This window comes from Streptomyces sp. NPDC026515, assembly GCF_055567595.1.
The window spans coordinates 179,685-201,739 of sequence record NZ_JBVHQD010000013.1 but is presented as its reverse complement, the minus strand read 5'-3'; the positions used below and the strand labels follow the sequence as shown (position 1 = coordinate 201,739).

Genomic DNA, 22,055 nt, shown 5'->3' with positions numbered 1-22,055 from the left:
GGGGGCACCGGGGAAATGTGGTTCGGGGTCCCGGCCCGGGGGGTGGTGGGCGGGGGGGGGCCGGGGTGGGTTTTGGGGGGGGCGAGGGGTGGGGGGGGCCGTCTCTCTGGGGGGAAGAACCCCCCCCCCACCACCACCCACAGCCGTGTACTCGGCCGTGCGCCCAGCCACCGGACACCTGGTCCGTCCATGCCGCCCGCCCCGTAAAATCTGCACGTCAGGGCATCGCACCGCCGCCACACCAGGGAGTCGCACCCTCATGGCCGAACACCCCGCCTACCCCGTAGGCCTTCGCCTCACCGGCCGCAAGGTGGTCGTGCTAGGCGCCGGCCAGGTCGCCCAGCGCCGCCTTCCCGCGCTCATCGCGGCCGGTGCCCGCATCACCGTCGTGTCCCCCGCGGCCACCCCGTCCGTCGAAGCGATGGCGGACGCCGGTGAGATCACCTGGTCCAGGCGGCCCTACCAGGACGGCGACCTCGCCGACGCCTGGTACGCCCTCATCGCCACCAGCGACCCCGCCGCCAACACCGCCGCCTCCGCCGAAGCGGAGCGCCACCGCGTGTGGTGCGTCCGTTCCGACGACGCCGACCAGGCCACCGCCTGGACCCCCGCCACCGGCCACAGCGAAGGCGTCACGGTCGCCGTGCTCACCACCGACGCGCGGGGCCGCGACCCCCGCCACACCGCCGCCATCCGGGACGCGGTCGTCGAAGGCCTGCGTGACGGCACCCTCGTCGCCCCGCACCACCGCACCCGAACCGCGGGCGTCGCCCTGGTGGGCGGCGGCCCGGGCGACCCCGACCTGATCACGGTGCGCGGCCGCCGCCTGCTCGCCGAGGCCGACGTGGTGATCGCCGACCGCCTCGGCCCCCGCGACCTGCTCGACGAACTCCCGCCGCACGTCGAGGTGATCGACGCGGCGAAGATCCCGTACGGCCGCTACATGGCGCAGGAGGCCATCAACAACGCCCTGATCGAGCACGCCAAGCAGGGCAGGTCGGTCGTACGGCTCAAGGGCGGCGACCCCTATGTCTTCGGCCGGGGCATGGAGGAGGTCCAGGCGCTCGCCGAGGCCGGGATCCCCTGCACGGTCGTGCCCGGCATCTCCAGCTCGATCTCGGTGCCCGGCGCGGCCGGCATCCCGGTCACGCACCGGGGCGTCGCGCACGAGTTCACCGTGGTCAGCGGCCATGTGGCGCCGGACGACGAGCGCTCGCTCGCCGACTGGCCGTCCCTGGCCAGGCTCACCGGGACCCTGGTGATCCTGATGGGCGTCGACAAGATCGGGCAGATCGCGGCGACCCTGGTGGCCCACGGCAAGTCCCCGGACACCCCGGTCGCCCTGGTCCAGGAGGGCACCACGGCCGCCCAGCGCCGCGTCGACGCGACCCTCGCCACGGTGGCGGGGGTCGTCCGCGCGGAGGACGTCAAGCCCCCGGCGGTCATCGTCGTCGGCGAGGTCGTGAACGTCGGCCCGCATCCGTCCGCAGGAGAGACGCCGGCGTAACCCCCGGTAACACAACCTGTTCCAGCCCGTTGGCACCACACCCAGGACAAGGCAGTATCACCCTGTGGCCGATCTCATCACCGTCGAGGATCCCGACGACCCGCGCCTGCGTGACTACACGGGCCTGACCGACGTCGAGTTGCGCCGCAAGCGCGAACCGGCCGAGGGGCTGTTCATCGCCGAGGGTGAGAAGGTCATCCGCAGGGCGAAGGACGCGGGCTACGAGATGCGTTCGATGCTGCTGTCCGCCAAGTGGGTCGACGTCATGCGTGATGTCATCGACGAACTCCCGGCCCCCGTCTACGCGGTCAGCCCGGAGCTCGCCGAGAAGGTCACCGGATACCACGTGCACCGCGGCGCGCTCGCCTCCATGCAGCGCAAGCCGCTGCCGACGGCGGCCGACCTGCTGCACACCACACGCCGGGTCGTCGTCATGGAGTCGGTCAACGACCACACCAACATCGGTGCGATCTTCCGCTCGGCGGCGGCCCTCGGCATGGACGCGGTGCTGCTCTCCCCGGACTGCGCCGACCCCCTCTACCGCCGCAGCGTGAAGGTCTCGATGGGCGCGGTCTTCTCCGTGCCGTACGCCCGCCTCGACACCTGGCCCAAGGGACTCGACTCGGTCCGCGAGGCCGGGTTCACGCTGCTCGCCCTCACCCCGGACGAGAAGGCCCGCAGCCTCGACGAGGCAGCGCCGCACCGGATGGAACGGGTGGCCCTGATGCTCGGCGCGGAGGGCGACGGCCTGTCCACCCAGGCCCTGGTCGCCGCCGACGAATGGGTCCGCATCCCGATGTCCCACGGCGTCGACTCCCTCAACGTCGGCGCGGCGGCGGCGGTCGCCTTCTACGCGGTGACCGCCGGCCGGCCGCAGGCGTAAGGCCTGTTACTCCCTGGGGGACTGCTTCCTGGGACCGGCGGCCTTCCTTCACTCCCTGAGGGCAGCAGGCTTGGCGGAGACGGCCCCACCGGGTACGCCCATCCCGTGCGCCGGGCCGGAACAGCCCTGGGCCAGCGCGATCCCCAGTGCCACCAGCAGCGTCACCACGACGAACACGAACAGCCGCTGCCGCAGCAGCCGAGGGTTGGCCGGACGCCGTCCGGTACCCGTGGGGCGCGGCCCGGGACGCCCCGTCCCGCCGCGCGGCCCGGGACGCTGCCCGTTGGTGTTTCCGGGCCGGGTGCCGTTGCCGCGGGGAGCGGGCATGGAGCGCGCTCCACCCGGCCGGGACGGCACTGCGCCGTTCGCCCGCGGACCGCTGCCGCCGCCGCGCGAGGGCGGGTTGCCCCGCACCGGTGTGCCCGGCGAGGAGTGCGGCGGCCGCCGCTGGATGCGCTGCGACTCCGGGTAGGTCTCGGCGAGCCGGCCGGTGGGCCGGTCGGCCTCCGCGGCACGCGGCGCCGGCGGCCGTACGTCGGGCAGGCCCTGCGCCTCGCGCGCGGCGATCTCCTTCAGCCGGAGCGACAGCTGCAGCGTGCTCGGCCGGTCCTCCGGGTCCTTCGCCAGACAGGCCCGCACCAGCGGCGCCAGTGCGTCCGGCACCCCGTACAGCTGCGGCTCCTCGTGCACCACGCGGTAGAGCATCACCTCGGAACTGCCGTGCCCGAAGGGTGAGTCGCCGGTCGACGCGTACGCCAGGGTGGCCCCGAGCGAGAACACGTCGGTGGCCGGGGTGACGGCCGCCCCGCGGACCTGCTCGGGAGCGAGGAACCCGGGGGAGCCCACCGCCGTACCGACATGGGTGAGCGTGGACGCGCCGGTGGCCCAGGCGATGCCGAAGTCGATGATCCGCGGTCCCTTCGGGGACAGCAGGATGTTGGACGGCTTGAGATCCCGGTGGACGACGCCCGCCTCGTGCACGGCGACCAGGCCCTCGGAGAGCGCCGCCCCGACCGCCGCCGCGTCCGCCGCGCCCAGCGGGCCGTCGTCGGCGACCTTGTCGTGCAGCGAGGGACCGGGCACGTACTGGGTGGCGAACCAGGGCCGCTCGGCGTCCAGATCCGCGGCGACCAGCCGTGCCGTGCAACCGCCCCGGATCCGCCGGGCCGCGGAGACCTCACGGGCGAACCGCGACCGGAACTCCTGGTCCTCCGCCAGATCGGGCCGGATGACCTTCAGCGCGACCCGCTGCCCCTTCTTGTCGGAGCCCAGGTAGACCACGCCCATCCCGCCGGCGCCGAGCCTTCTGTGAAGCCTGAACGAGCCGACGACGCGCGGGTCCTCGCGCCTCAGGCGCATCATCGCCATGTTCATCCCCGCTGCCCGGTCCGTGTGACGTGGCACAGCTTACGTTTCCACGGCCGCCCGCGCGCAGAGGCCGCGCCCTCTCGGCCCGACGGATTGTCAGTGCCGGGTGCGAGACTTGAGGAGTGGTCAGGAAGGCGCCGTAATGGGCGCCTTTGGCCACCTGTCTGCTCCAACAAGCCGTCACAGAAGGGGGATTGATGCTGTGAAGGGTGATCGGGTGGAGATAGTCGTCGACGCCGGGGACACGACCCGCACGTACGAGGTGGTGGCCAGCAGGGCGGGGCGCCGGGTGGAGACGGCGGTCCGACGAGGGGTGGTGGAAGTGAGCGAAGTCACGCGAAACGGCAGTGTTGTCCGTACGGCCCGATTCATGGCGACCCGGGTCCTGGCCCTCGTCGAGCAGCCCGTACCCCGTGAGGACAGCTCGGAAAAACCAGGAAGGACCGGGCACCCCCTCCGGGAAGACCCCGAGGCCCAGGACGAGGCGTAGGACGTCGTCTCCACCCAGGGGAGTAGACCGCAGGTCACGGCTCATCCTCTCGGAGGCCCGCGATTCGGTACGAGGGCATGACGTCCCCGAGGTGGCCCACGCCTAGATTTGAGGTCAAGCGGCGGGTGCAGCACTCGTCCCCCGAGGTCAGACACCCGCCGCTGCCAACGACAACTGAACGGTCAGGAGAGGGACCATGGCTCTTACGGCACAGCGGACACACACCACCCGCCCCCGCCGACAGGGCCGCCGCCACCCCCTGGTGGCGACGCTGATGGCCCTCCCCCTGGCGGCCCTGCTCCTGCTCGTCTTCGACGGCTGGGAGACGGTGGCCACACAGGCGTCGTCCGTGGGAGTGATGCTGGGGCGCTGAGCGGCGACCTCAGGCCCGGAAGAGCGGTCCGGGCGGGGACATCCACCCATGAAACCCCGTGGGGACGGGGGTGCGGCGGACGGCAAAAATGCCGGCGCAGCTGGGGAGCTGCGCCGGCATTGCTTTTTCGCGGCACCCCGCAGGCGCGGGGGAGCGGAACCCCGGTGAGCGGGCCTTCGTCCCGGCCGGCTGCGCACGCGGCCGCGGAACACCGGCATACGCTCGGCTCAGCAACCGCACACCCCGGGGGAACCGTGACGACCGCAGACGTGATACCGGAGCTGACCGCCGAGGTCACAGCCGCCGCCCACCCGGACGCGACGCCCTGCCGCTGCCGTACCACCACCCTCGCCGACCGTCCCGACACCACGGTCCTCCGGCACGCCGAAGCCGTCGCCAAGGCCCACGCCCCCGGCACCGACCCCGCCGCGCTGGCCGTCCGCCTGGCCACCGCCGCCCACCTCCCCGGCGTCTTCCTCGCCCCGCTCACGCCCGTCCCGGCGACCGTGCTCGGCACCCGCCCGGTCACCCTGTGGCCGTACGGCCGTCCCGTGGATCCGGACGCTCGGGCCGCCGCCCCCTGGGAAGCCGCCGCCACCCTGCTCGCCCGTCTCCACCGCAGCCCGCCCCTTCCCGGCACGCCCCCGATGCGCGGTCCCGCCAAGGCCGCCGACGCGACGGCCCGTCTCCGCCGGGCGCTGGCCGCCGCACCGGGGCACCCTGCCGCCGCACCCGTCCTCCGCGCCTGGTCCGGGCTGCCCGCCTGGGCCCGCGCGGAGGCCCCGATGCCTGGCGGCCGCACCCTCTGCCACGGCGACCTGCACCTGGGCCAGCTGGTCCGGCACCCGGCACCGGACGGCCCGTGGCGGCTGATCGACGTCGACGACCTGGGGGTCGGTGTCCCGGCCTGGGACCTGGCCCGCCCCGCCTCCTGGTACGCCTGCGGCCTCCTCCCGCCCGACGAGTGGGCCCGCTTCCTGGCCGCGTACCGCGCGGCCGGCGGTCCGGCCGTACCGGAGGACGGCGATCCCTGGCCGGCCCTGGACGTGTCCGCCCGCGCGCTCACCGTCCAGACCGCCGCCCGCTACCTGGCGAAGGCGCTCGCCGCGGCCCGCGCCCTCGACGAGGTCGAGCAGTCCCTGATCGACGCTTGTGCCCGTATGGGCCCGGAATGAGCACCGTGTCATGCCCGACCGGTCGCGGCCCCCGCCCGGTTGGACCTCGATTTCCCGAAGTAGGGTGCAACCGACCGGGGTCGGACGGAGTCTGTCCTGGGAGAACGTGAAGCAGTTTTCACCGGCGAGGAGTTGAGCCGACCATGCAGTGTCCGAAGTGTCATGCGCCGATGCACACCTACAACCGCAACGGCGTCCAGATCGAGCAGTGCAGCGGCTGCCGGGGCATCTTCCTCGACTACGGCGAGCTGGAGGCGCTGACCCAGATGGAGGCCCAGTGGGCGAAGCCGGTCCCGCCGGCCCCGCAGGCCTACCCGGCGCCGCCCGCGCCGGCCTGGGGCGCGCCGCAGCAGCACCACGGGGGTCACTACGGCGGCCACGGCGGTCACCACGGCCACAAGAGCTGGGCCCACATGCTCTTCTCCAGCTGAGCCCACGAAGAAGCCCCCGGCCGTACGGGACGGCCGGGGGCTTCGTGCTGTGTGGACGATACTGGGATTGAACCAGTGACCTCTTCCGTGTCAGGGAAGCGCTCTCCCGCTGAGCTAATCGTCCTCGGGACCGCGATCCGAAGATCACGGGCACTGCGTGCGCGATACTGGGATTGAACCAGTGACCTCTTCCGTGTCAGGGAAGCGCTCTCCCGCTGAGCTAATCGCGCGGGACGGATCTCGGGTCTGAGAGCCAAGATCCAGTGGACGATACTGGGATTGAACCAGTGACCTCTTCCGTGTCAGGGAAGCGCTCTCCCGCTGAGCTAATCGTCCTTGGAGGTGGAGACGGGATTTGAACCCGTGTAGACGGCTTTGCAGGCCGTTGCCTCGCCTCTCGGCCACTCCACCAGGAGTGTAGGGGATCGGGAAGACCCCTCATTCCTTCGAGCGGACGACGAGGCTCGAACTCGCGACCTCAACCTTGGCAAGGTTGCGCTCTACCAACTGAGCTACGTCCGCCTGTCGTTTCGGTCCGCTCTCGCGGCCCGGCGACGTGTTGAACTCTAGCGGATTCCCGGGCCAGCACAAAAACGCGTTTACGCAGCGTGCTGCGCCCGACCCGGAGGACGACGTGGTCAGGGCCCCCTTGACGACACGCCCGGGTCACCCCCGCGACACCCGCCATAGACTCGACGACGTGCTCCATCACCCTCCTCTCGCCCGGTTCGGCGCACTGCTCGCCACCGGTCTCCTCGATGTCACCGACGATCCCGCGGCCCTCGACACCACCGGTTTCTGGGCCGTCTGCGCGGACTTCGAGGGCCGGCTGACCTGCGCCCGCTTCGGCGAGGTACGGGAGGAGCAGGTGCCCGCGCCGGTGCCGGGGCGGTGGCGGGGTCCGGCCGCCGGTGACTGGACGTCGTCCCTGGACCGCGGCGCGTACACGAGAGCCGTGCGCCGGATCCGTTCGCACATCGCGGCCGGCGTGGTGTACCAGGCCAACCTGTGCCGCGTGCTGTCCGCGCCGGTCGCCGAGGACGCCGACGTCGACGCCCTGACCGCGCTGCTGGCCCGCGGCAACCCGGCGCCGTACGCCGGAACGATTCGGCTGCCGGAGCACGGCGTGGAGATAGCCACCGCCTCGCCCGAACTGTTCCTGCGCCGGACGGGACGGACCGTGGAGAGCGGGCCCATCAAGGGCACCGGGCGCACCGAGGCGGACCTCCTGGAGAAGGACTACGCCGAGAACGTGATGATCGTCGACCTGGTCCGCAACGACATCGGGCGGGTCTGCGCCGCCGGCACGGTGACCGTCCCGGACCTGTGCGTCGTGGAGAAGCATCCCGGGCTCGTCCACCTGGTCTCCACGGTCCGCGGCGAGCTGTCCGAGCGGGCCGGCTGGGCCGAGCTGCTGGCCGCGGCCTTCCCGCCCGGATCCGTCACCGGCGCGCCGAAGTCCAGCGCCCTGCGGATCATCGAGGATCTGGAGACCGCTCCGCGCGGTCCGTACTGCGGCGGCATCGGCTGGGTCGACGCGGACCGGGGCGTCGGCGAGCTGGCGGTGGGCATCCGGACCTTCTGGATCGACCGGGACGCGGGCGAGCTGCGGTTCGGCACCGGGGCCGGGATCACCTGGGGATCCGACCCGGAGGGTGAATGGCGCGAGACCGAGCTCAAGGCCGCCCGGCTGCTCGCGGTAGCGTCGGGCACGTACGACGTGAACGAAGGGGGTCTGCGGTGAAGATCTGGCTGGACGGCGGCCTGCGGGACGCCGAGTCCGCGCGTGTCTCCGTGTTCGACCACGGGCTGACCGTGGGGGACGGCATCTTCGAGACGGTGAAGGCGACCGGGGGCCGGCCCTTCGCGCTCACCCGGCATCTGGACCGGCTGACCCGCTCGGCCCGGGGCCTCGGCCTGCCCGATCCGGACCACGACGAGGTGCGCCGGGCGTGCGAGGCGGTGCTGGCGGCCAACCCGATGGCGCTGGGCAGGCTGCGCATCACCTACACCGGCGGCCACGGCCCGCTCGGCTCCGACCGCGGTGACCGCGGCCCCACCCTCCTGGTCGCCGTGGGGGAGACCGGTCGGCGTGCCGACACCACCGCCGTCGTCACGGTCCCCTGGACGCGCAACGAGCGCGGCGCGCTCACCGGCCTGAAGACCACCTCGTACGCCGAGAACGTGGTGGCCCTGGCCCGCGCGCACGAACACGGCGCCTCCGAGGCGCTGTTCGCCAACACCGTCGGACAGCTCTGCGAGGGCACCGGCTCCAATGTCTTCGTCGTCCTCGACGGCGAGATCCACACCCCGCCGGTCGCCTCCGGGTGCCTGGCCGGCATCACCCGCGCGCTGACCGTCGAGTGGGCCGGCGCCAAGGAGACCGACCTGCCCCTGGACGTCCTGGAGCGGGCCGACGAGGTCTTCCTCACCTCCACCCTGCGCGACGTGCAGGCCGTGCACCGGGTCGACGACCGCCCACTTCCCGGCGCCCCGGGCCCGGCGACCGCCAAGGCGATGCGGATCTTCGACGAGCGCTCGGGGCAGGACCTGGATCCGTAAGAGCCCCTTTTAATGAGCTGACGTGGGCGTCCGAGGTTAATGAGCTGACGTGGGCGTCCGAGGCGGGTAGAACACCTCTGATGACCACCACCCTGCGGCCGACCGAGCCGCTCCAGCGCGGTGCCGACGGGGCGCTGTCCCGCCGCTACCTGGTGTGCGTGAACAGCCGTCCCGTGGGCGCTGTGAGCCTTTCCACCGACTCCTCGTTCGGGCCCTCCGCCGCCGTGATCCACGATCTGCACGTCGAGGAGCCGGACCGGGGGCGTGGCCGGGGCACGGTGGCCGCCCTCGCGGCGGAGGAGGTGGCGCGCGGCTGGGGCTGCGCCCGGATCGGCATCGACGTGCCGGCCGACGCGGCGGCCGCCCTGCGGCTGGCCACGACGCTCGGGTACCTGCACCGCAACCGCCGGATGGTGAAACCGCTGGGCACGACCGCACCCGAGCTGCCGGCGGGCAGCCTGGCGCGGCCCATGACGGACGCCGAGTACGGCCCGTGGCTGGCGGCGGGCACGGTGCACTACGCGCAGGACTGGATCGACCGGGGTGTCCCGGCGGCGGACGCCCTGGCCAAGTCCGAACGCGACCACGCCGCCGGGCTGCCGCAGGGGGTGTCGACCCCGGGCACGCGGATCAGCGTGCTGGAGCACGAGGGAGCCAGGGTGGGCACCCTGTGGCTGGCGCTCGCCCGCGAGCCGGCCTTCGTCTACGACGTCCTGGTCGACGAGGACCGCAGGGGCCGGGGCCACGGCCGCACCCTCATGCTGCTGGCGGAGGCCCAGTCGATCGCCGCCGGGAAGCAGGCCCTGGGCCTCAACGTCTTCGCGGGCAACACCCCCGCCGAGCGGCTCTACGCGTCGCTCGGGTATGTCACCACGTCGTACTCGCTCTACAAGGAGCTGGTCTGAGGACCGGTCACGGTCCGGCCAGCAACCGGTCCGCGATCTCCGCCACCCGCTCGCGCAGGCCCTCCTGGCTCTTGCCGCCGTCGAGGCGCTCACCGCCGATGACATAGGTCGGGGTGCCGGTCACGCCGATGGCCTGCCCCTCGGCCTGGTCGGCATCGACGATCAGGATGTGCCGGCCGTCGACCAGCGCGGTGTCGAACTCCTCGGCGTCCAGACCCAGTTCACGGGCCACCTCGACCAGGAACGGCTCGCCCCCGCGGTCCAGCTCCGCCACCCGGCCGAGGACCGCCTCGACGTACTCCCAGCCCTTCCCCTGCTCCAGAGCCTCCTCGGCGGCCTGCGCGGCGGCGAAGGAGTGCTTGTGCTTCTCCAGCGGGAAGTGCCGCAGCCGCAGCTCCAGCCGGTCGCCGTACCGGGCACGCAGGGCGCGGAGGTCGTCCAGGGCGCTGCGGCAGTCGGGACACTGGAGTTCGCACCAGACGTCGAGAACCGGGGCGTCGGTGCGCGCGGGGGAGTCGTTCATGGCGACCAGTCTTCCAGGCCGGACTCCGGCGACCCAATCGTGACGGTGGGCGGCGGCCGGTGGCCGGCTGTGATCACCGCTCGTACCTGGGGTGGAGTCGACCCGGAGAGGACCCCGAGATGCCCCTGATTGTCGGGCCTGGGCATGGATCGCAGGGGCCGGGCGGTGCACGATGGAGGGGGGCACCACGCAGCGTGTGTCTCTCGCCCCGCCCGCCCGAGCCCGCCAGGAGGACCGGATGATCGCCGAGACAGTCTGTTCCGCCGCGTCCGCGGCCGGCCTGGGCATCGCCGTGGTGACCGCCTACCGCAAGCGATACCTGTCGGCGGTCCGCATCGCCGCCTACTCACTCGTGCCGATCGGCCTGGTCATGACGGGTGTGGTGGGCTGGCTCGCCGACACGGCGTTCAGCCCGACCGCCTGGGCGGGCTTCGGAGTGCTCGGCGCGGCCTGGGCCCTGTTCGCCTCCACGCGTGCCGTGGAGCGCCGGCGCGGCTCCACCCGGGCCGAGCGCAGGGCGGCCGCCCGCGGCGAGCGGCGGGACGCCGTCGCCCCCGCCGCCTCGGCGCCGTCGTTGGGTCCCGCCTCGCGCCCGGCGGCCAAGCCCGCGGCCGCGCCCCGCTCCACCGGCTCGGGTGAGGACTTCAGCGACATCGAGGCCATTCTCAAGAAGCACGGAATATGAGGCTCCGCCGGGCAGCCCTCGACGCTGTTCAGGCGGGTCGGCGGCGGATGTATGTGACAAGCACATGAGGCATTGAAACGACACACTCCGCCTACGGCGTGCGCGGAAGCGTTCACCGGGCGGACGGAAGCGAACCGGACATCACGGAATTCGGCGAACTCCCGCCCATTCCGGGCGTGTTGATCGCGCGGCGGGTCCCCGCTGGGTCATCATCGCCGCGAGATGCTGGACACGAAACAGAGCGAGGCCGCGCCGCCGAAGGACGAGCCGCGCGGGTGCCTCTTCGCCCTTTCCCAGCCACCGCTGATGATCTTCCTAGCGGTGATCGGGTGTCTGCTCCTCATGGCTGCGCTGCACGATCTGCTGTGGCTGTGAGCCGTACCCGCCCGTCCCGGCGTCACCCGCCGGGACAGGCGTCGGCATCGACGGTGCCGACATCCACGAACCCCGCGTGCGCATCCACGAACCCCGACCACGACCCCGGAGAGGGACCGTGCGGGCGGACCGGCCGGCAGGCCGTGGTCTCCGTCCCGCCGGTTCCTTCCCCGCTCCCGGGCGCGCTGGTATCAGCCCGCCGACTCCTTGCGGCGGGCCCGGTAGGCGGCGACATGCAGCCGGTTTCCGCAGGTCCGGCTGTCGCAGTAGCGGCGCGAACGGTTGCGCGAGAGGTCGACGAACGCGCGTCGGCAGTCAGGGGCCTCGCAGCGCCGCAGCCGCTCCTGCTCCCCGGCGACCACGAAGAACGCGAGCGCCATCCCGCAGTCGGCGGCGAGGTGGTCGGCAACCGAGGCGCCTGGCGCGAAGTAGTGCACATGCCAGTCGTAGCCGTCGTGGTCCGTGAGCCGGGGTGTGGTGCCCGCGGCGGCGACCAGTTCGTTGATCATCCCTGCGGCGACCCGGGCGTCCGGGGCGGCGAAGATCCCCGCGAACCGCCCGCGGACCCTGCGCACCGCCGACAGGTCGAACTCCGAGAGCACGCCCACGTCGCTTATGTCGTGGTTTCGTACGAAAACCTTGAGTGCCGCGACATCGGGCAGACCGTCCGGGGCCGTGTCGTCCTCCGGCGCGGTGTTCACCAGGTCCACCACGGCATCTAGGGAACACCGGGTGTCGTGGGTGATCAGCACGTTTCGCTCCCTGGCCTGAGGGTCGGGCGGGCGCCCGCCGATGGTGGCCGATCGTAGCGACATACGGCTCCACCGCACCGTGCTCTGTCCCACTCGTCGCTGCTCTGTAGAACGCGCACCGCCCGGCGGTGGTTCCCAGGACATGCGGGCACACCGAAGCCGCCCCATGACCAACACGGTGGCGGCGCCGGTGCTGCCGTATGCGGTTGTCTAGGCCCGAGCCGTCTCCCCGAGTGGACGGCGCCGGGCGGCTTGCAGGGGGTGTTGCCCTAGCTCTCCGCCAGAATGTGCGAGAGCTCCTGATCGAGATCGAAGTGCCGGTGTTCCGTGCCGGGCGGCACGGCGGCGTCAGTGCGCTTCAGGAAGGACTCCAGAGCCCGCGCCGGGGCTTCGAGCAGGGCTTCGCCCTCCGGAGAGCTCAGGGCGATGCACACGACGCCCTGACCGTGACTGCGGGACGGCCAGACCCGGACGTCGCCGGTACCGGTGGGGCGGTGCAGCCCCTCCGCGAGGAGGTCGCGGGCGAACACCCACTCGACGGTCTCCTCGGCTCCGGTGTGGAAGGTGGCGTGCACGGCGTAGGGGTCGGCCGTGTCGTACCGCAGGCCTGCGGGGACAGGCAGGGAAGACTCGCTCGACACAACGAGGCGCAGGTGCAGCTCGCAGCTGACCGTGGTGTTCATAAGCGCCAGGGCCTTTCGCTCAGTGTGCGCTCGGGGATTCGCACGTCGGCGAAATCGACATGCCACCTACGGTGCCGTTGTAAACCCCTCTGAGTGTTTTGCGTGTGTTTACGTAACTCTTCCGGCCGAGAACCTCGGCGCGATCTACGACCATTCCGGTGACCGGAATCGCTCGGGTATGGTTTGGTCGTATGAATACGGGGAGTAACGAACCGGGCGAGGTCGCCGTGGCCTCGGACGGGAGCGAGGTGGACGGGACGGAGCCGGACGGGGCGCGCGACGAGCGGGGACTGGGTTCGCGGGCACCCGAATTCGTCAAGGCGCGCCGGGTGCTGCACCTGAGCTGGCAGGTCGGGGTCTTCGCGCTCGGTCTCGCGGTGGTGGGCGTGGGCATCGTCCTGCTGCCGTTGCCGGGGCCCGGCTGGGTGATCATCTTCGGTGGCATGGCGATCTGGGCGACCGAGTTCGTCTGGGCGCAGCTGGTGCTCCGCTGGACGAAACGCAAGGTCACGGAGGCGGCTCAGAAGGCCCTCGACCCCAAGGTGCGCCGCCGCAACATCACGTTGACGGCGATCGGGCTGGTGATCGTGGCCGGCCTGGCCGGGATCTACCTCGCCAAGTTCGGCATGGTGATGCCCTGGAAGATCGAGGAGTGACCGGGCCGACGGTCACGGGCCCCGGCGGCTGGTCGGGGGCACCCCCTGACATGGGGTAATGTTCTTCCTGCGTCCGGGCGATTAGCTCAGTGGGAGAGCGCTTCGTTCACACCGAAGAGGTCACTGGTTCGAACCCAGTATCGCCCACCCGAAACCACGGCCCACCTGCGAGAGAGCAGGTGGGTCGTGGTCGTTCGCGGGCCTCGACGGGCGGGGCTTCGCGGTGTCGCCCTGCCCGCTGACGGCGCACCCACCGCATCCGGACGAACACGGGCCGTGGCCGGTCTCGTCTCCTGCCGCCTGCCGCCTGCCGCCTGCCGCCTGCCGCCTGCCGCCTGCCGCCTGCCGCCTGCCGCCTGCCGCCTGCTGCCGACCTGCCCGTCGGCCGGCCGGCGCGTTGCGGGACGCGCCGAAGGCGGACGGTGAGCTTCGGCGCGGCGCTGCCGGACTGCCGGGCATGCCGGGTGCCGGAGTCGTCCGAGGTCGCCAGTGGTCGGAGGTGTCCGCCCCGCCGTGCGCGTCGGAGCTGCTGAAACCGCTCGCGGGTGACCGTGTCGCACCCTCGGCGCCGACGCGACGAAGTCGCCGATCTCCGGGCCGGCCCGCCGCCGGTCCGGACGGCTCGTCGAAGCCAAGCCGTAACCACCGCAGTCCTCCGGCTGCTTCGCGTTCGGCCGCGCGGCCCCGCCTCCTCCGTGGCTTGTCCTGGCAAGCGCTCGCTTGAAACGATTCATGCAGCGTCGGCGACGCTGCGGGGAGGGGCCCGACTGTGGGAACGAGCAGGAACATGGAGAGGCCGACCGTCCTGAAGGCGGCCGGGGCCTCGGCGGCCGCGCTCGGGCCCGCGCGGAGACCGGGTGCGGAGGTGGAAGCGGTGCCGGGGACGGGACGGTGACGATCCGTTACTCGTGGTGGGGCGCCGAGGAACGCGCCACGAAGATCAATCAGACCATCAGGCTCTTCGAGAAGAAGTACCCGGAGATCAAGGTCAAGACGGACTTCCAGACATGTCAATCGTTCTGGGAGAAGTTCCAGACCCGGGCCGCCGGTGGAAATCCCCCGGACGTTTTCCAAAATGCCGTCACCTTTCTTCGGAAGTACGACAAGCGAGGAATTCTCCTCGGCCTCAAGTCTCAGGTTCAGGCAGGCAACCTGAGCCTGGATCACTTCCGGGCCGGCGTCACGAAGGTAGGCCAGGTCGACGGCAAGCAGCTCGGAGGCTGAGGCCGTGGCCGACGACGTACCCGCGAAGCGCACCGCCCTCTCCGAGCGGTTCGGCGTCTTCGCCGAGGCCCTGCTCACCGGCATCTGCGCCGCCGCACCGGGCAGGTGGGCGACGGTTGACGGGAGTTCGTGGGCGACTTCCGGGCCGCACTGCCCGGCAGCCGGCTGGTCGGGCTCGCCGGACGGGGTGCGGTGGCCGTCGCCCGGGTGGATGTCCAGGCCGTACGGGCCGGGCTGCCGGACGGGCCGCTCGTCGGCGCGGTCGGTCTGTTCGCGGTGATCGGCTTCGCGTCGCGGTGCTGCGCGCGGCGGCGGTCTGGGCGCCCGGCGACCGCTGGCGCACCCTGCTCGCGGTGGCCGGCCGCCGTACCGCCCTCGATCCCGGCGGCTCTTTCCCGCTCGTCGGGGGAGCGGTCCTGGTGATCTGCTCCGCCCTGCTCATCGCGCCGCTGGCGGTCCCCGTGCTGGATGCCGTCGCGGCGGTGGCCGTCGCCGTGAAGGCCAGGTCACGGGTACTGTCGACCATGGAGGGCAGCGCCGCCCAGCCCAACGGCTTCGTGCAGGGCAGCGGCCTGTACGACCTCGACACCGGCAGGTTCGCGACCGCCGCCGCCCCGGTCGTCTCCGTGTCCCACCTCTCGGCGGTCTTCGGCCTCAACGAACTTTGCGTCGAACTCATCCACCTGGTCGACATGCCGGAGTTCGGCCAGGCGTACTTCGACTACTGCCGTTACTTCAACGCCACCCACCAAGGCCGAACAGGCGGCACGCTGCGGCTCCAACTTCGGGACACTGCTGCTCTTCCAGGGCCACTCGCGACTCGACGCCTACACCGCCGCGCAGACCGGCGACGAGAAGCTCGCCGAGCGTGCGTGGACGAAGTTCTACAGCTCCGACGGTTGCACGGAGTCCTCGCCGTGGAAGACCGAGCCGCTCTCCGGCCCGGTCACGCTCGTCCCGGGAGCGAGGCGAGCCGGGTGTCCTCCAACGACACCGCGCCGTACGGGCTCGCGGCCATCGAGAACCTGGCGCTGCTGGGCGACAGGATGCCGTCGTAGCAGGTGGGAGGGGGAGCGCCGTCGCACGGGCGGCGGCGCTCGCACCCATGAGTGTGGTCCGGGTCACGTGGTGCGGCATGAGTATGCGTACTCAGATCGCCCCGGTGGGCAGACTCCGCCCATGGACTGGACCCACTACCGCTTCCGCAGTCTGTGGCCGCTGCCCTTCGGGGGCGCGGCGGTCTACCGGGCCCTGGAGCGGGTCGAGGACTACCCGCACTGGTGGCCGCAGGTGCGAACCGTCAGCCGGCTGAACGACACCACCGGGATCATCACCATCCGCTCGGTCCTGCCCTACGACATGACGTTCACCGCGCGCGAGACCCGGCGAGACCCGGCCGCCGGGGTGCTGGAGATCGCGATGAGCGGCGACATCGAGGGCCGGGCCCGCTGGACGGTCACCGCCGACGGCACCGGCACCCTGGCCCGCTACGACCAGGTCGTCGACGTCACCAAGCCGCTGCTGCGCCGACTGGCCGTCCCCGGACGGCCGTTCTTCCGTGCCAATCACCGGCTGATGATGTGGTCGGGACGGCGGGGACTGCGCAGGCACCTGCAAGCGGTTTGAACGAAACCCGCCGGTCCCTGTATCGTTCAGTGCGTTCCCGGGCGATTAGCTCAGTGGGAGAGCGCTTCGTTCACACCGAAGAGGTCACTGGTTCGAACCCAGTATCGCCCACCACCGGGAAGGCCGGTCCGCCTGTGCGGACCGGCTTTTCTGTCTGCCGTCCGGCCGAATGGCGGACCGGCTTTTCTGTCTGCCGTCCGGCCGAATGGCGGACCGGCCCTCGCCGCGCCCGCCTGCCCCCGGCCGGCCGCGGCCGGAGGTGCCTAGGGTGGTGCCATGGACGCTGATTCCCGGACCAGGGCCGCGATCGAGGAGCACTGGCAGGCATCGGAACGCGGAGACGTCGAAGCGGAGCACGCCGTCTACGCCGTGGACGCGATCCTGGACTACCCGCAGTCCGGTGAGCGCTTCCGGGGGCGCGAGACGATCGCGGCGCAACGCGGCGGGCACCCGGCCGACCGGCACTTCACCGTCCAGCGGATCTCCGGCCATGCTCACCTGTGGGTGAGCGAGTGCGTCATCACCTACGACGGTGTGCCGTCGTATTCGGTGAGCATCATGGAGTTCGCCGGCCGGCATGTGGTGCACGAGACCCAGTACTTCGCCGGACCGTTCGGCGCGCCGGCCTGGCGGGCCGCCCTCGCCGAGCCGATGCCCGGACGGACCGTCACGGATGCCTGACACCGGCGGAGTCCGTGGGGTCCGAGGTGTCCGCGGCTTCGGTGGTGCGGAAGCGGGCCCGGTAGGTGCCCGGCGTGACGCCGAGGTTGCGGGTGAAGGCCCGGCGCAGCGACTCCGGTGAGCCGAAGCCGGTGCGCCGGGCCACCGTGGCCATGGGGTCGTCGCCGCCTTCCAGCATCGCCTGGGCGGCTTCCATGCGGATCCGCTCGACATACCGGGCCGGGGTCGTCGTCATCTCCTCGTGGAACAGGCGCGTCATGTGACGGGGGCTCACACCCGCCCGGCGCGCCATGGACGCGAGGCTGTGGTCGGCGGACGGGTCCTCGGCGACCGTGTCCAGGACCCGGCGCAGCATCTCCTGCCGGGCCCGTGGACTCTGGGTGCGGACGCTGAACTGCGACTGACCTCCCGGCCGCTGCATGAACACGACCATGTCCTTGGCCACGGAGCGGGCGACGTCGGCGCCGAATTGCTCCTCGACCAGCGCGAGCGACAGATCGATGCCCGAGCTGACGCCCGCCGAGGTCATGATGTGGCCGTCGCGCACGAACAGGGGGTCGGCCGCCACGGTCACCCGTGGGTAGCGCAGGGCCAGCTGGTCGGCGAAGCGCCAGTGCGTGGTCGCGGTGCGCCCGTCGAGCAGCCCGGCCGCGGCGAGCAGGAAGGCACCGGTGCAGATGGACGCGGTACGGCGGCTGCGCGCGTCGAGCGCCCGCACGGTGTCCAGCAGGGCGTCGTCCTTGACGAGCGAGGGCCACTCGGGGCCGCCGGGGACGACGACCACATCGCTGACGTCCTGCGCCTGCGCGGCAGGCATGTCGACGCTCATACCGGTGCCGGCCGCGGTGACCACGTCGGCGCCGTCCGGGGAGACCGTGCGCACCCGGTAGCGGCCACCGAAGTCGTTGGCCGACGCGAACACCTCGATCGGGCCGGTGACGTCCAGCAGTCGTACGCCGGGGAAGACCAGCACGGTCACCAACAGCGGCTTCCTGCCTGACGGCGTGTCCTTCATGGTGCGCCTCCCGGCCGGACGGACTCGGTCCAGGGTAGTCATGTCCTGGAGTGAGGGCGTCATGGCACGTGCTGCGCTGTGGCCGGACACGTGCCGCGCCATAGGTTCGGGGACGCCAACGGGCCGACGGTCTCGGCCGCGCCCCGTGAGCCTGTGGGTGTGCGCCGGTCTGCCGGCCGGTCACCGTCGCCTGCCCTGGACGGTGACGCATCCGACACGAGAAGAGAAGGCGCTCCACGCCGTGGCACCCCACTCCAGCACCAGCCCTGCGATCCCGTCCCAGGTCGGCCCGGTTCCGAGAGCGGGGCGGGGGCGGCTCGGGCCCAGTTGGTTCGCGGCGGTCATGGGCACCGGGATCGTCGCCAGCGGCGCCGCCACCCTGCCGCGGACCTTTCCCGGCCTGGACACGGCCGCCACGGTGGTGTGGGCGGGGGCCGCGCTGCTGCTGATCGCGCTGGGCGCCTGCTACCTCGGGCAGCGGATGCTGCGCGTGCACGCCGGTGATCCGGTGCTGGCGCAGTTCTTCGGGGCACCGCCGATGGCGTTGCTCACCGTCGGGGCCGGGACGCTGCTGCTCGGCCGGAAGCTGATCGGGGAGCGGGCCGCGCTGGACGTGGACTGGGTGCTGTGGTCCGCCGGTACGGTGCTCGGTCTCGCCACCGCGTGCGCGGTGCCGTACCTGATGGTCACCCGGCACCGTTTCACCCCGGAGGCGGCGTTCGGCGGCTGGCTGCTGCCGGTGGTGCCGCCGATGGTCTCCGCCGCCACCGGCGCGCTGCTCGTCCCGCGGGCGCCGGCCGGCCAGCTGCGGCTGGCCCTGCTGCTGGGCTGCTACGCGATGCTCGGGCTCGGGCTGGTGGCGGTCCTGCTGGTACTGGCCATGGTGTACAGCCGTCTGGTGCACCACGACGCGCCCAGCGGTACGACGGTGCCCACGGTGTGGATCGGCGTGGGGGCGCTGGACCAGGCGGTCACGGCGCTGGGTGCGCTGGCCACGGCGGCGCCGAGCGCGCTGCCCGCCCCCTACGCCCGCGGGACCGCCGTCGCGGCGCTGCTGGGCGGGATCGGGATATGGGGCTTCGCCACGCTGTGGCTGGTGCTCGCGACGGCGCTGACCGTGCGGGAGGTCCGCCGGGGACTGCCCTTCGCCCCCACCTGGTGGTCCTTCATCTTCCCGCTCGGCGCCTGTGTCACCGGCACCAGCGCGCTCGCCGTCCGCAGCGGCTCGCAGCCGTTCGTGTGGACCGCCGTCGTCCTGTACGTGCTGCTCGTCGCCGCCTGGGCGGTGGTCGCCTGGTACTCGGTGCGGCACTCGGTGCGGCGCTCCGTGCGGCACGCCCGCCGCTGACACCGTTCCTGAACCTGGCTGCCCGCGAACGTCAGACCGCCGCACCGGACGGCGGCGGAGGGGGCGCCGTGGCGCGGTGCCGGAGCAGGGTCGCCGCCATGGCGGCGAACACGACCGCCCAGAACGCCGCGGCGACCCAGACCTCCAGGCGGCCGGCCGAGGTCATCCAGGAGGTTCCGGTCGCGCGGCCCAGTTCGTGCGTGGTGACCGCGTACATGCCGACCGGGAAGACGAGGTTCCACCAGCCCAGTTCGTAGCGCAGCGGAACGCGGCGCAGCAGGTGCCGCCAGAGGCCCAGAGCCAGCAGGAGCGGGATCAGCCAACTGGAGAACGACCACAGGACCACCGACGACCCGAGGACGAGCGGACGAGCGGGCAGCAGGTCCTTTGGCGGGAGCGACACCAGCCGCACCCCCGCGAGCACGGCGATCGCCGCCGCTCCCATGAAGATCCAGACCGATGTCATGAGCGCCTGCGGCCGCACCGGCCGGACCAGGAGTCTGGCCAGCACGATCCCGGCGGTCAGCAGGTACTGCACCAGCCCGACGGCCCAGCACACCACCGCCAGCACCGGCAGCACGTGTCCCGGCGTCACCCGGGCCAGCGCGGCCGCCGCCACCGCCACCGACTCCGATGCCACCGCCCACAGGAACCAGGTGCCGTTCGCCTGGTCGAGGGCCGGACCCCGGCGCTCGGTCGTGATGAGCGCCAGCGGGACGCCGTAGTCCAACAGCAGCCACACCAGCGCGCCGAAGGCCAGGAACGCTGCGGACGCCGCGGTGCGGCCGTCCAGGACGAAGCGTGCCGCCAGCACGTTGGAGGAGATGGCCACCGTGAGGAAGGCGAAGGCGCGAGGCCCGAGGAGGTCCGTGACGAACCGTTGCCGGCGGCGCAGCAGCCGCCAGCCGTAGGCGGGCACCAGCACCGCGAAGCCGGCCAGGGCCACCCAGAGCAGTGCTGCGGAGAGGACGTGGGCGCCGTTGACGTACAGGCAGGTGGAGACGATGCCGGTGCCCATCACGAAGGCGAGCGCCCCCGCGTTGACGTCGCCGAGGGCGGCGAGGACGCCCCCGGGAGCGGGGCGGCCGGCGGGCGGGGCGCCGTGGTCGGTGAGCCACTCGGCGAGGACCGCGGCATGGCTGTGCTCCGTGTCCTGGACCGCGGTGAGCAGCGTGAGGCTGTTGTGTCCGGCCAGGTGCCGCAGCCGGGCGGCCGCCCGGCTGTGCTCCGGATCGCCCAGCTCGAGGAGGTAGCGGCGACGGAACTCGCCGAACCGGCGGGGGTGACCGCCGTACCAGCTCTGCAGTTCGGCGGAGGGGGCGACATCCCGCAGCCACGTGTCGACAGGCGCGTCCCGCCGGGGTACGCCTTCCGGCCAGGCGCGGTCGACCAGCACCCGTTCGGCGTTCCCGCCGTCCTCGGACGGCGGTCGTCCGGACAGTCCGCGACAGCTGATCTGCTTGGCCATGACACACGCTCCGGCAGCTCTTGCGGTAAGTGCATATTAGTGGAATGTGCATTTCACGCGCGTCCGGACGGGTGGGCGGTGCGCGGGACGGCCGAGGCCGGTGTCCTGATCCGAGGGTGTCGTGTCCACCCGGCCCGCGATCGGCGGCGGGCGTCAGCTGGTTGTGATGGTCCGGCCGCGGGTTCGCGGCCACAGGACCCGTCTCAGGGAGCGACATGAGCGACAGCGATCCGTCGGACAGGGACCGGCCGTGGTCTTCGCAGATCCTGCCGGCCCTGGGCCATCTGCACGGAGCGTTGCGGGCACGGCACGGGCTGGCGCTCCACGGTTACCTCGTTCTCGGGGCCGTCGCCGCGGCCGAGGGCGGGCCCGTGCCCGTGTCCCGGCTGACGGCTTTCCTCGGGGAATCGGGCACCCGGATGTCCGCCCTTCTCCGGGATCTGCAGGCGGCCGGACTGGTCGAACGCGCCCGGCGCGCGGGAGACCGCAGGACGGTGGAGATCACGCTGACCGGCGCGGGACGCACCAGGTTCGCCGAGGCCGAGCGGACCGCGCGGGCACTGCTGGCCCGCCATCTCGGCCCTGGGCCGTTCCCGGACGACGCGCAGGGCCCCGGGGAGCCGTGCGGGCATGCCGGGGGCGAGCGGTCGAGGTACGGTCGGGAGACGGCGTAGAGCGGGACCTCTCAGCCGACGGAACAGGCCGGTGCCCGGGACACGCCCGGGAGGACCCATGGACCGGCAAGCGAACATCACCGCGCAGACCGCCTTCGCAGAGGCCGTCGTCACCGGCAACCTCGACGCCTTCGACCAGATCGTCGCGGCCAACTCCGTCGACCATGATCCCGCCCCGGGACAGGGGCCGGGGCCCGAGGGGTACAAGGACATGTTCGGGGCGTTGCGGGAGGCCTTCCCCGACCTGAACGTCGAGGTGGAGCATCTGCTGGCCACCGACGACGAGTTGGCCTTCGCCTACGTCATCAGCGGCACGCATCTGGGACCGCTCATGGGGCGTCCGGCGACCGGCAGGAAGGTGCATTACCGGGGCATGCAGATCAGCCGTTTCGACGGTGACGGCAAGCTCGTCGAACGCTGGGGCAGCAGCGACGAACTCGGCATGCTGCGGCAGCTCGGCCTCGCCGGGGCATGAGGCCCTGCCGATGGTGTTCCCGGCGGAGATTCCGGCAGACAGACCCCGATAGGCAGACAGACCCCGATAGACGGACCGAGCCGTGAAGTGGCGGGGGGGAGGGGGGGGGGGGCCACACCACCCCCCTCCCCCCCGGCAAGTTCCGCCCCACACGCCAACGCAGGTTTCCCGTCTCC

At 72.2% G+C, this 22,055-nt stretch carries 23 protein-coding genes, 7 tRNA genes and 3 pseudogenes; 22 read left to right on the top strand and 11 right to left on the bottom strand.

Going from position 1 to position 22,055, the window contains the following annotated elements; translation table 11 throughout:
• Nucleotides 1-259 precede the first annotated feature (259 nt).
• Both cobA and ACZ4O3_RS27190 read left to right on the top strand, forming a co-directional pair.
• Nucleotides 260-1,507, top strand: a complete 1,248-nt coding sequence (gene cobA, locus ACZ4O3_RS27195; RefSeq protein WP_362730908.1) for a uroporphyrinogen-III C-methyltransferase — start codon at nucleotides 260-262, stop codon at nucleotides 1,505-1,507.
• A 64-nt stretch (nucleotides 1,508-1,571) separates the two neighbouring features.
• Nucleotides 1,572-2,390 carry a TrmH family RNA methyltransferase gene (locus ACZ4O3_RS27190; protein WP_362730911.1) on the top strand — a complete coding sequence of 273 codons (819 nt, stop codon included), beginning with the start codon at nucleotides 1,572-1,574 and terminating at the stop codon, nucleotides 2,388-2,390.
• Nucleotides 2,391-2,438: 48 nt separating this feature from the next.
• On the opposite strand, the gene ACZ4O3_RS27185 is transcribed toward ACZ4O3_RS27190, so the two are convergent.
• The gene (locus tag ACZ4O3_RS27185) at nucleotides 2,439-3,764 is read right to left on the bottom strand and encodes a serine/threonine-protein kinase (protein ID WP_467724742.1); all 1,326 of its coding nucleotides are present in this window, start codon (nucleotides 3,762-3,764) and stop codon (nucleotides 2,439-2,441) included.
• Between the two features lie 196 nt (nucleotides 3,765-3,960).
• Here ACZ4O3_RS27185 and ACZ4O3_RS27180 point away from each other — a divergent pair, with 196 nt between their 5' ends.
• The 4 genes from ACZ4O3_RS27180 (at nucleotide 3,961) to ACZ4O3_RS27165 (ending at nucleotide 6,227) form a co-directional block, all read left to right on the top strand.
• Nucleotides 3,961-4,248 carry a hypothetical protein gene (locus ACZ4O3_RS27180; protein WP_351320234.1) on the top strand — a complete coding sequence of 96 codons (288 nt, stop codon included), beginning with the start codon at nucleotides 3,961-3,963 and terminating at the stop codon, nucleotides 4,246-4,248.
• 196 nt (nucleotides 4,249-4,444) lie between these two features.
• Entirely contained in the window at nucleotides 4,445-4,621 is a 177-nt protein-coding gene (locus ACZ4O3_RS27175) for a hypothetical protein (RefSeq protein ID WP_046726640.1), read from the top strand.
• Between the two features lie 254 nt (nucleotides 4,622-4,875).
• On the top strand, nucleotides 4,876-5,796 hold the full coding sequence (locus tag ACZ4O3_RS27170; RefSeq protein ID WP_467724683.1) for a phosphotransferase: 921 nt from the start codon (nucleotides 4,876-4,878) through the stop codon (nucleotides 5,794-5,796).
• A 143-nt stretch (nucleotides 5,797-5,939) separates the two neighbouring features.
• On the top strand, nucleotides 5,940-6,227 hold the full coding sequence (locus tag ACZ4O3_RS27165; protein ID WP_384993716.1) for a TFIIB-type zinc ribbon-containing protein: 288 nt from the start codon (nucleotides 5,940-5,942) through the stop codon (nucleotides 6,225-6,227).
• A gap of 52 nt (nucleotides 6,228-6,279) precedes the next feature.
• Here the strand turns inward: ACZ4O3_RS27165 and ACZ4O3_RS27160 are convergent.
• From ACZ4O3_RS27160 to ACZ4O3_RS27140, 5 genes are all read right to left on the bottom strand, one after another.
• A tRNA-Val gene (locus tag ACZ4O3_RS27160) sits at nucleotides 6,280-6,351 on the bottom strand.
• Between the two features lie 34 nt (nucleotides 6,352-6,385).
• Nucleotides 6,386-6,457 (bottom strand) — tRNA-Val (locus tag ACZ4O3_RS27155).
• Nucleotides 6,458-6,491: 34 nt separating this feature from the next.
• Nucleotides 6,492-6,563 (bottom strand) — tRNA-Val (locus tag ACZ4O3_RS27150).
• A 1-nt stretch (nucleotide 6,564) separates the two neighbouring features.
• Nucleotides 6,565-6,638: transfer RNA gene (locus ACZ4O3_RS27145), tRNA-Cys, on the bottom strand.
• A 38-nt stretch (nucleotides 6,639-6,676) separates the two neighbouring features.
• Nucleotides 6,677-6,749, bottom strand: a tRNA-Gly gene (locus tag ACZ4O3_RS27140).
• Between the two features lie 178 nt (nucleotides 6,750-6,927).
• Between ACZ4O3_RS27140 and ACZ4O3_RS27135 the strand changes: the two genes are divergently transcribed.
• The 3 genes from ACZ4O3_RS27135 to ACZ4O3_RS27125 all read left to right on the top strand — a co-directional run bounded on the left by ACZ4O3_RS27135 (nucleotide 6,928) and on the right by ACZ4O3_RS27125 (nucleotide 9,694).
• Nucleotides 6,928-7,971 (top strand): chorismate-binding protein, encoded by a 1,044-nt coding sequence (locus ACZ4O3_RS27135; protein ID WP_467724682.1) that lies wholly within the window; start codon nucleotides 6,928-6,930, stop codon nucleotides 7,969-7,971.
• Nucleotides 7,968-8,789, top strand: coding sequence for an aminotransferase class IV (locus ACZ4O3_RS27130; RefSeq protein WP_362723540.1), 822 nt, complete (start codon nucleotides 7,968-7,970; stop codon nucleotides 8,787-8,789). Before ACZ4O3_RS27135 ends, ACZ4O3_RS27130 begins: the two co-directional genes overlap by 4 nt.
• 80 nt (nucleotides 8,790-8,869) lie before the next feature.
• Nucleotides 8,870-9,694 carry a GNAT family N-acetyltransferase gene (locus tag ACZ4O3_RS27125; RefSeq protein ID WP_467724681.1) on the top strand — a complete coding sequence of 275 codons (825 nt, stop codon included), beginning with the start codon at nucleotides 8,870-8,872 and terminating at the stop codon, nucleotides 9,692-9,694.
• Nucleotides 9,695-9,701: 7 nt separating this feature from the next.
• Here ACZ4O3_RS27125 and ACZ4O3_RS27120 read toward each other — a convergent pair whose 3' ends face one another.
• Nucleotides 9,702-10,217, bottom strand: coding sequence for a DsbA family protein (locus ACZ4O3_RS27120; protein ID WP_362723535.1), 516 nt, complete (start codon nucleotides 10,215-10,217; stop codon nucleotides 9,702-9,704).
• A gap of 238 nt (nucleotides 10,218-10,455) precedes the next feature.
• On the opposite strand from ACZ4O3_RS27120, the gene ACZ4O3_RS27115 reads away from it, so the two are divergent.
• Both ACZ4O3_RS27115 and ACZ4O3_RS27110 read left to right on the top strand, forming a co-directional pair.
• Nucleotides 10,456-10,902 carry a hypothetical protein gene (locus tag ACZ4O3_RS27115; RefSeq protein ID WP_362723532.1) on the top strand — a complete coding sequence of 149 codons (447 nt, stop codon included), beginning with the start codon at nucleotides 10,456-10,458 and terminating at the stop codon, nucleotides 10,900-10,902.
• 222 nt (nucleotides 10,903-11,124) lie between these two features.
• A complete protein-coding gene (locus ACZ4O3_RS27110) occupies nucleotides 11,125-11,277 on the top strand; it encodes a hypothetical protein (RefSeq protein WP_167450005.1) in 153 nt (50 codons plus the stop codon).
• A gap of 191 nt (nucleotides 11,278-11,468) precedes the next feature.
• On the opposite strand, the gene ACZ4O3_RS27105 is transcribed toward ACZ4O3_RS27110, so the two are convergent.
• A complete protein-coding gene (locus ACZ4O3_RS27105) occupies nucleotides 11,469-12,029 on the bottom strand; it encodes a CGNR zinc finger domain-containing protein (protein ID WP_362723528.1) in 561 nt (186 codons plus the stop codon).
• Between the two features lie 269 nt (nucleotides 12,030-12,298).
• Nucleotides 12,299-12,712: an SsgA family sporulation/cell division regulator gene (locus tag ACZ4O3_RS27100; protein ID WP_004002642.1), complete on the bottom strand. Its 414-nt coding sequence runs from the start codon at nucleotides 12,710-12,712 to the stop codon at nucleotides 12,299-12,301.
• A 191-nt stretch (nucleotides 12,713-12,903) separates the two neighbouring features.
• Here ACZ4O3_RS27100 and ACZ4O3_RS27095 point away from each other — a divergent pair, with 191 nt between their 5' ends.
• The 8 genes and pseudogenes from ACZ4O3_RS27095 (at nucleotide 12,904) to ACZ4O3_RS27060 (ending at nucleotide 16,899) form a co-directional block, all read left to right on the top strand.
• A complete protein-coding gene (locus ACZ4O3_RS27095) occupies nucleotides 12,904-13,368 on the top strand; it encodes a TIGR02611 family protein (RefSeq protein ID WP_467724679.1) in 465 nt (154 codons plus the stop codon).
• Between the two features lie 75 nt (nucleotides 13,369-13,443).
• Nucleotides 13,444-13,515: transfer RNA gene (locus ACZ4O3_RS27090), tRNA-Val, on the top strand.
• Nucleotides 13,516-14,155: 640 nt separating this feature from the next.
• Nucleotides 14,156-14,586 (top strand): annotated as a pseudogene (locus tag ACZ4O3_RS27085) (ABC transporter substrate-binding protein); the annotation flags it as partial.
• 84 nt (nucleotides 14,587-14,670) lie between these two features.
• Nucleotides 14,671-15,104: pseudogene (locus ACZ4O3_RS27080) on the top strand (hypothetical protein); the annotation flags it as partial.
• A pseudogene (locus ACZ4O3_RS27075) lies at nucleotides 15,090-15,650 on the top strand (exo-rhamnogalacturonan lyase family protein); the annotation flags it as partial. The pseudogenes ACZ4O3_RS27080 and ACZ4O3_RS27075, both read left to right, overlap by 15 nt.
• Nucleotides 15,651-15,771: 121 nt before the next feature.
• Nucleotides 15,772-16,218: an SRPBCC family protein gene (locus ACZ4O3_RS27070; RefSeq protein ID WP_362724886.1), complete on the top strand. Its 447-nt coding sequence runs from the start codon at nucleotides 15,772-15,774 to the stop codon at nucleotides 16,216-16,218.
• Nucleotides 16,219-16,257: 39 nt separating this feature from the next.
• Nucleotides 16,258-16,332: transfer RNA gene (locus tag ACZ4O3_RS27065), tRNA-Val, on the top strand.
• A 162-nt stretch (nucleotides 16,333-16,494) separates the two neighbouring features.
• On the top strand, nucleotides 16,495-16,899 hold the full coding sequence (locus ACZ4O3_RS27060) for a nuclear transport factor 2-like protein (protein ID WP_362724889.1): 405 nt from the start codon (nucleotides 16,495-16,497) through the stop codon (nucleotides 16,897-16,899).
• Here the strand turns inward: ACZ4O3_RS27060 and ACZ4O3_RS27055 are convergent.
• Entirely contained in the window at nucleotides 16,886-17,914 is a 1,029-nt protein-coding gene (locus ACZ4O3_RS27055) for a GlxA family transcriptional regulator (protein ID WP_362724892.1), read from the bottom strand. The two genes, ACZ4O3_RS27060 and ACZ4O3_RS27055, sit on opposite strands and share 14 nt — an antisense overlap.
• A 241-nt stretch (nucleotides 17,915-18,155) precedes the next feature.
• Between ACZ4O3_RS27055 and ACZ4O3_RS27050 the strand changes: the two genes are divergently transcribed.
• Nucleotides 18,156-19,262, top strand: coding sequence for a TDT family transporter (locus ACZ4O3_RS27050; protein WP_467724677.1), 1,107 nt, complete (start codon nucleotides 18,156-18,158; stop codon nucleotides 19,260-19,262).
• Nucleotides 19,263-19,293: 31 nt separating this feature from the next.
• Here ACZ4O3_RS27050 and ACZ4O3_RS27045 read toward each other — a convergent pair whose 3' ends face one another.
• Nucleotides 19,294-20,730 carry an SLAC1 family transporter gene (locus ACZ4O3_RS27045; RefSeq protein WP_467724675.1) on the bottom strand — a complete coding sequence of 479 codons (1,437 nt, stop codon included), beginning with the start codon at nucleotides 20,728-20,730 and terminating at the stop codon, nucleotides 19,294-19,296.
• Between the two features lie 215 nt (nucleotides 20,731-20,945).
• On the opposite strand from ACZ4O3_RS27045, the gene ACZ4O3_RS27040 reads away from it, so the two are divergent.
• Nucleotides 20,946-21,404, top strand: coding sequence for a MarR family winged helix-turn-helix transcriptional regulator (locus ACZ4O3_RS27040; RefSeq protein WP_467724673.1), 459 nt, complete (start codon nucleotides 20,946-20,948; stop codon nucleotides 21,402-21,404).
• Nucleotides 21,405-21,462: 58 nt separating this feature from the next.
• Nucleotides 21,463-21,879, top strand: coding sequence for an ester cyclase (locus tag ACZ4O3_RS27035; protein ID WP_362732520.1), 417 nt, complete (start codon nucleotides 21,463-21,465; stop codon nucleotides 21,877-21,879).
• Nucleotides 21,880-22,055: the final 176 nt, after the last annotated feature.

What these genes read in the sequence shown, in the direction of transcription:
- cobA (WP_362730908.1), top strand. Translation starts at nt 260, where the DNA reads ATGGCCGAACACCCCGCCTACCCCGTAGGCCTTCGCCTCACCGGCCGC.
- ACZ4O3_RS27185 (WP_467724742.1), bottom strand. Translation starts at nt 3,764, where the DNA reads ATGAACATGGCGATGATGCGCCTGAGGCGCGAGGACCCGCGCGTCGTC.
- ACZ4O3_RS27175 (WP_046726640.1), top strand. Translation starts at nt 4,445, where the DNA reads ATGGCTCTTACGGCACAGCGGACACACACCACCCGCCCCCGCCGACAG.
- ACZ4O3_RS27165 (WP_384993716.1), top strand. Translation starts at nt 5,940, where the DNA reads ATGCAGTGTCCGAAGTGTCATGCGCCGATGCACACCTACAACCGCAAC.
- ACZ4O3_RS27125 (WP_467724681.1), top strand. Translation starts at nt 8,870, where the DNA reads ATGACCACCACCCTGCGGCCGACCGAGCCGCTCCAGCGCGGTGCCGAC.
- ACZ4O3_RS27120 (WP_362723535.1), bottom strand. Translation starts at nt 10,217, where the DNA reads ATGAACGACTCCCCCGCGCGCACCGACGCCCCGGTTCTCGACGTCTGG.
- ACZ4O3_RS27115 (WP_362723532.1), top strand. Translation starts at nt 10,456, where the DNA reads ATGATCGCCGAGACAGTCTGTTCCGCCGCGTCCGCGGCCGGCCTGGGC.
- ACZ4O3_RS27110 (WP_167450005.1), top strand. Translation starts at nt 11,125, where the DNA reads ATGCTGGACACGAAACAGAGCGAGGCCGCGCCGCCGAAGGACGAGCCG.
- ACZ4O3_RS27100 (WP_004002642.1), bottom strand. Translation starts at nt 12,712, where the DNA reads ATGAACACCACGGTCAGCTGCGAGCTGCACCTGCGCCTCGTTGTGTCG.
- ACZ4O3_RS27095 (WP_467724679.1), top strand. Translation starts at nt 12,904, where the DNA reads ATGAATACGGGGAGTAACGAACCGGGCGAGGTCGCCGTGGCCTCGGAC.
- ACZ4O3_RS27070 (WP_362724886.1), top strand. Translation starts at nt 15,772, where the DNA reads ATGGACTGGACCCACTACCGCTTCCGCAGTCTGTGGCCGCTGCCCTTC.
- ACZ4O3_RS27060 (WP_362724889.1), top strand. Translation starts at nt 16,495, where the DNA reads ATGGACGCTGATTCCCGGACCAGGGCCGCGATCGAGGAGCACTGGCAG.
- ACZ4O3_RS27055 (WP_362724892.1), bottom strand. Translation starts at nt 17,914, where the DNA reads ATGAAGGACACGCCGTCAGGCAGGAAGCCGCTGTTGGTGACCGTGCTG.
- ACZ4O3_RS27045 (WP_467724675.1), bottom strand. Translation starts at nt 20,730, where the DNA reads ATGGCCAAGCAGATCAGCTGTCGCGGACTGTCCGGACGACCGCCGTCC.
- ACZ4O3_RS27040 (WP_467724673.1), top strand. Translation starts at nt 20,946, where the DNA reads ATGAGCGACAGCGATCCGTCGGACAGGGACCGGCCGTGGTCTTCGCAG.
- ACZ4O3_RS27035 (WP_362732520.1), top strand. Translation starts at nt 21,463, where the DNA reads ATGGACCGGCAAGCGAACATCACCGCGCAGACCGCCTTCGCAGAGGCC.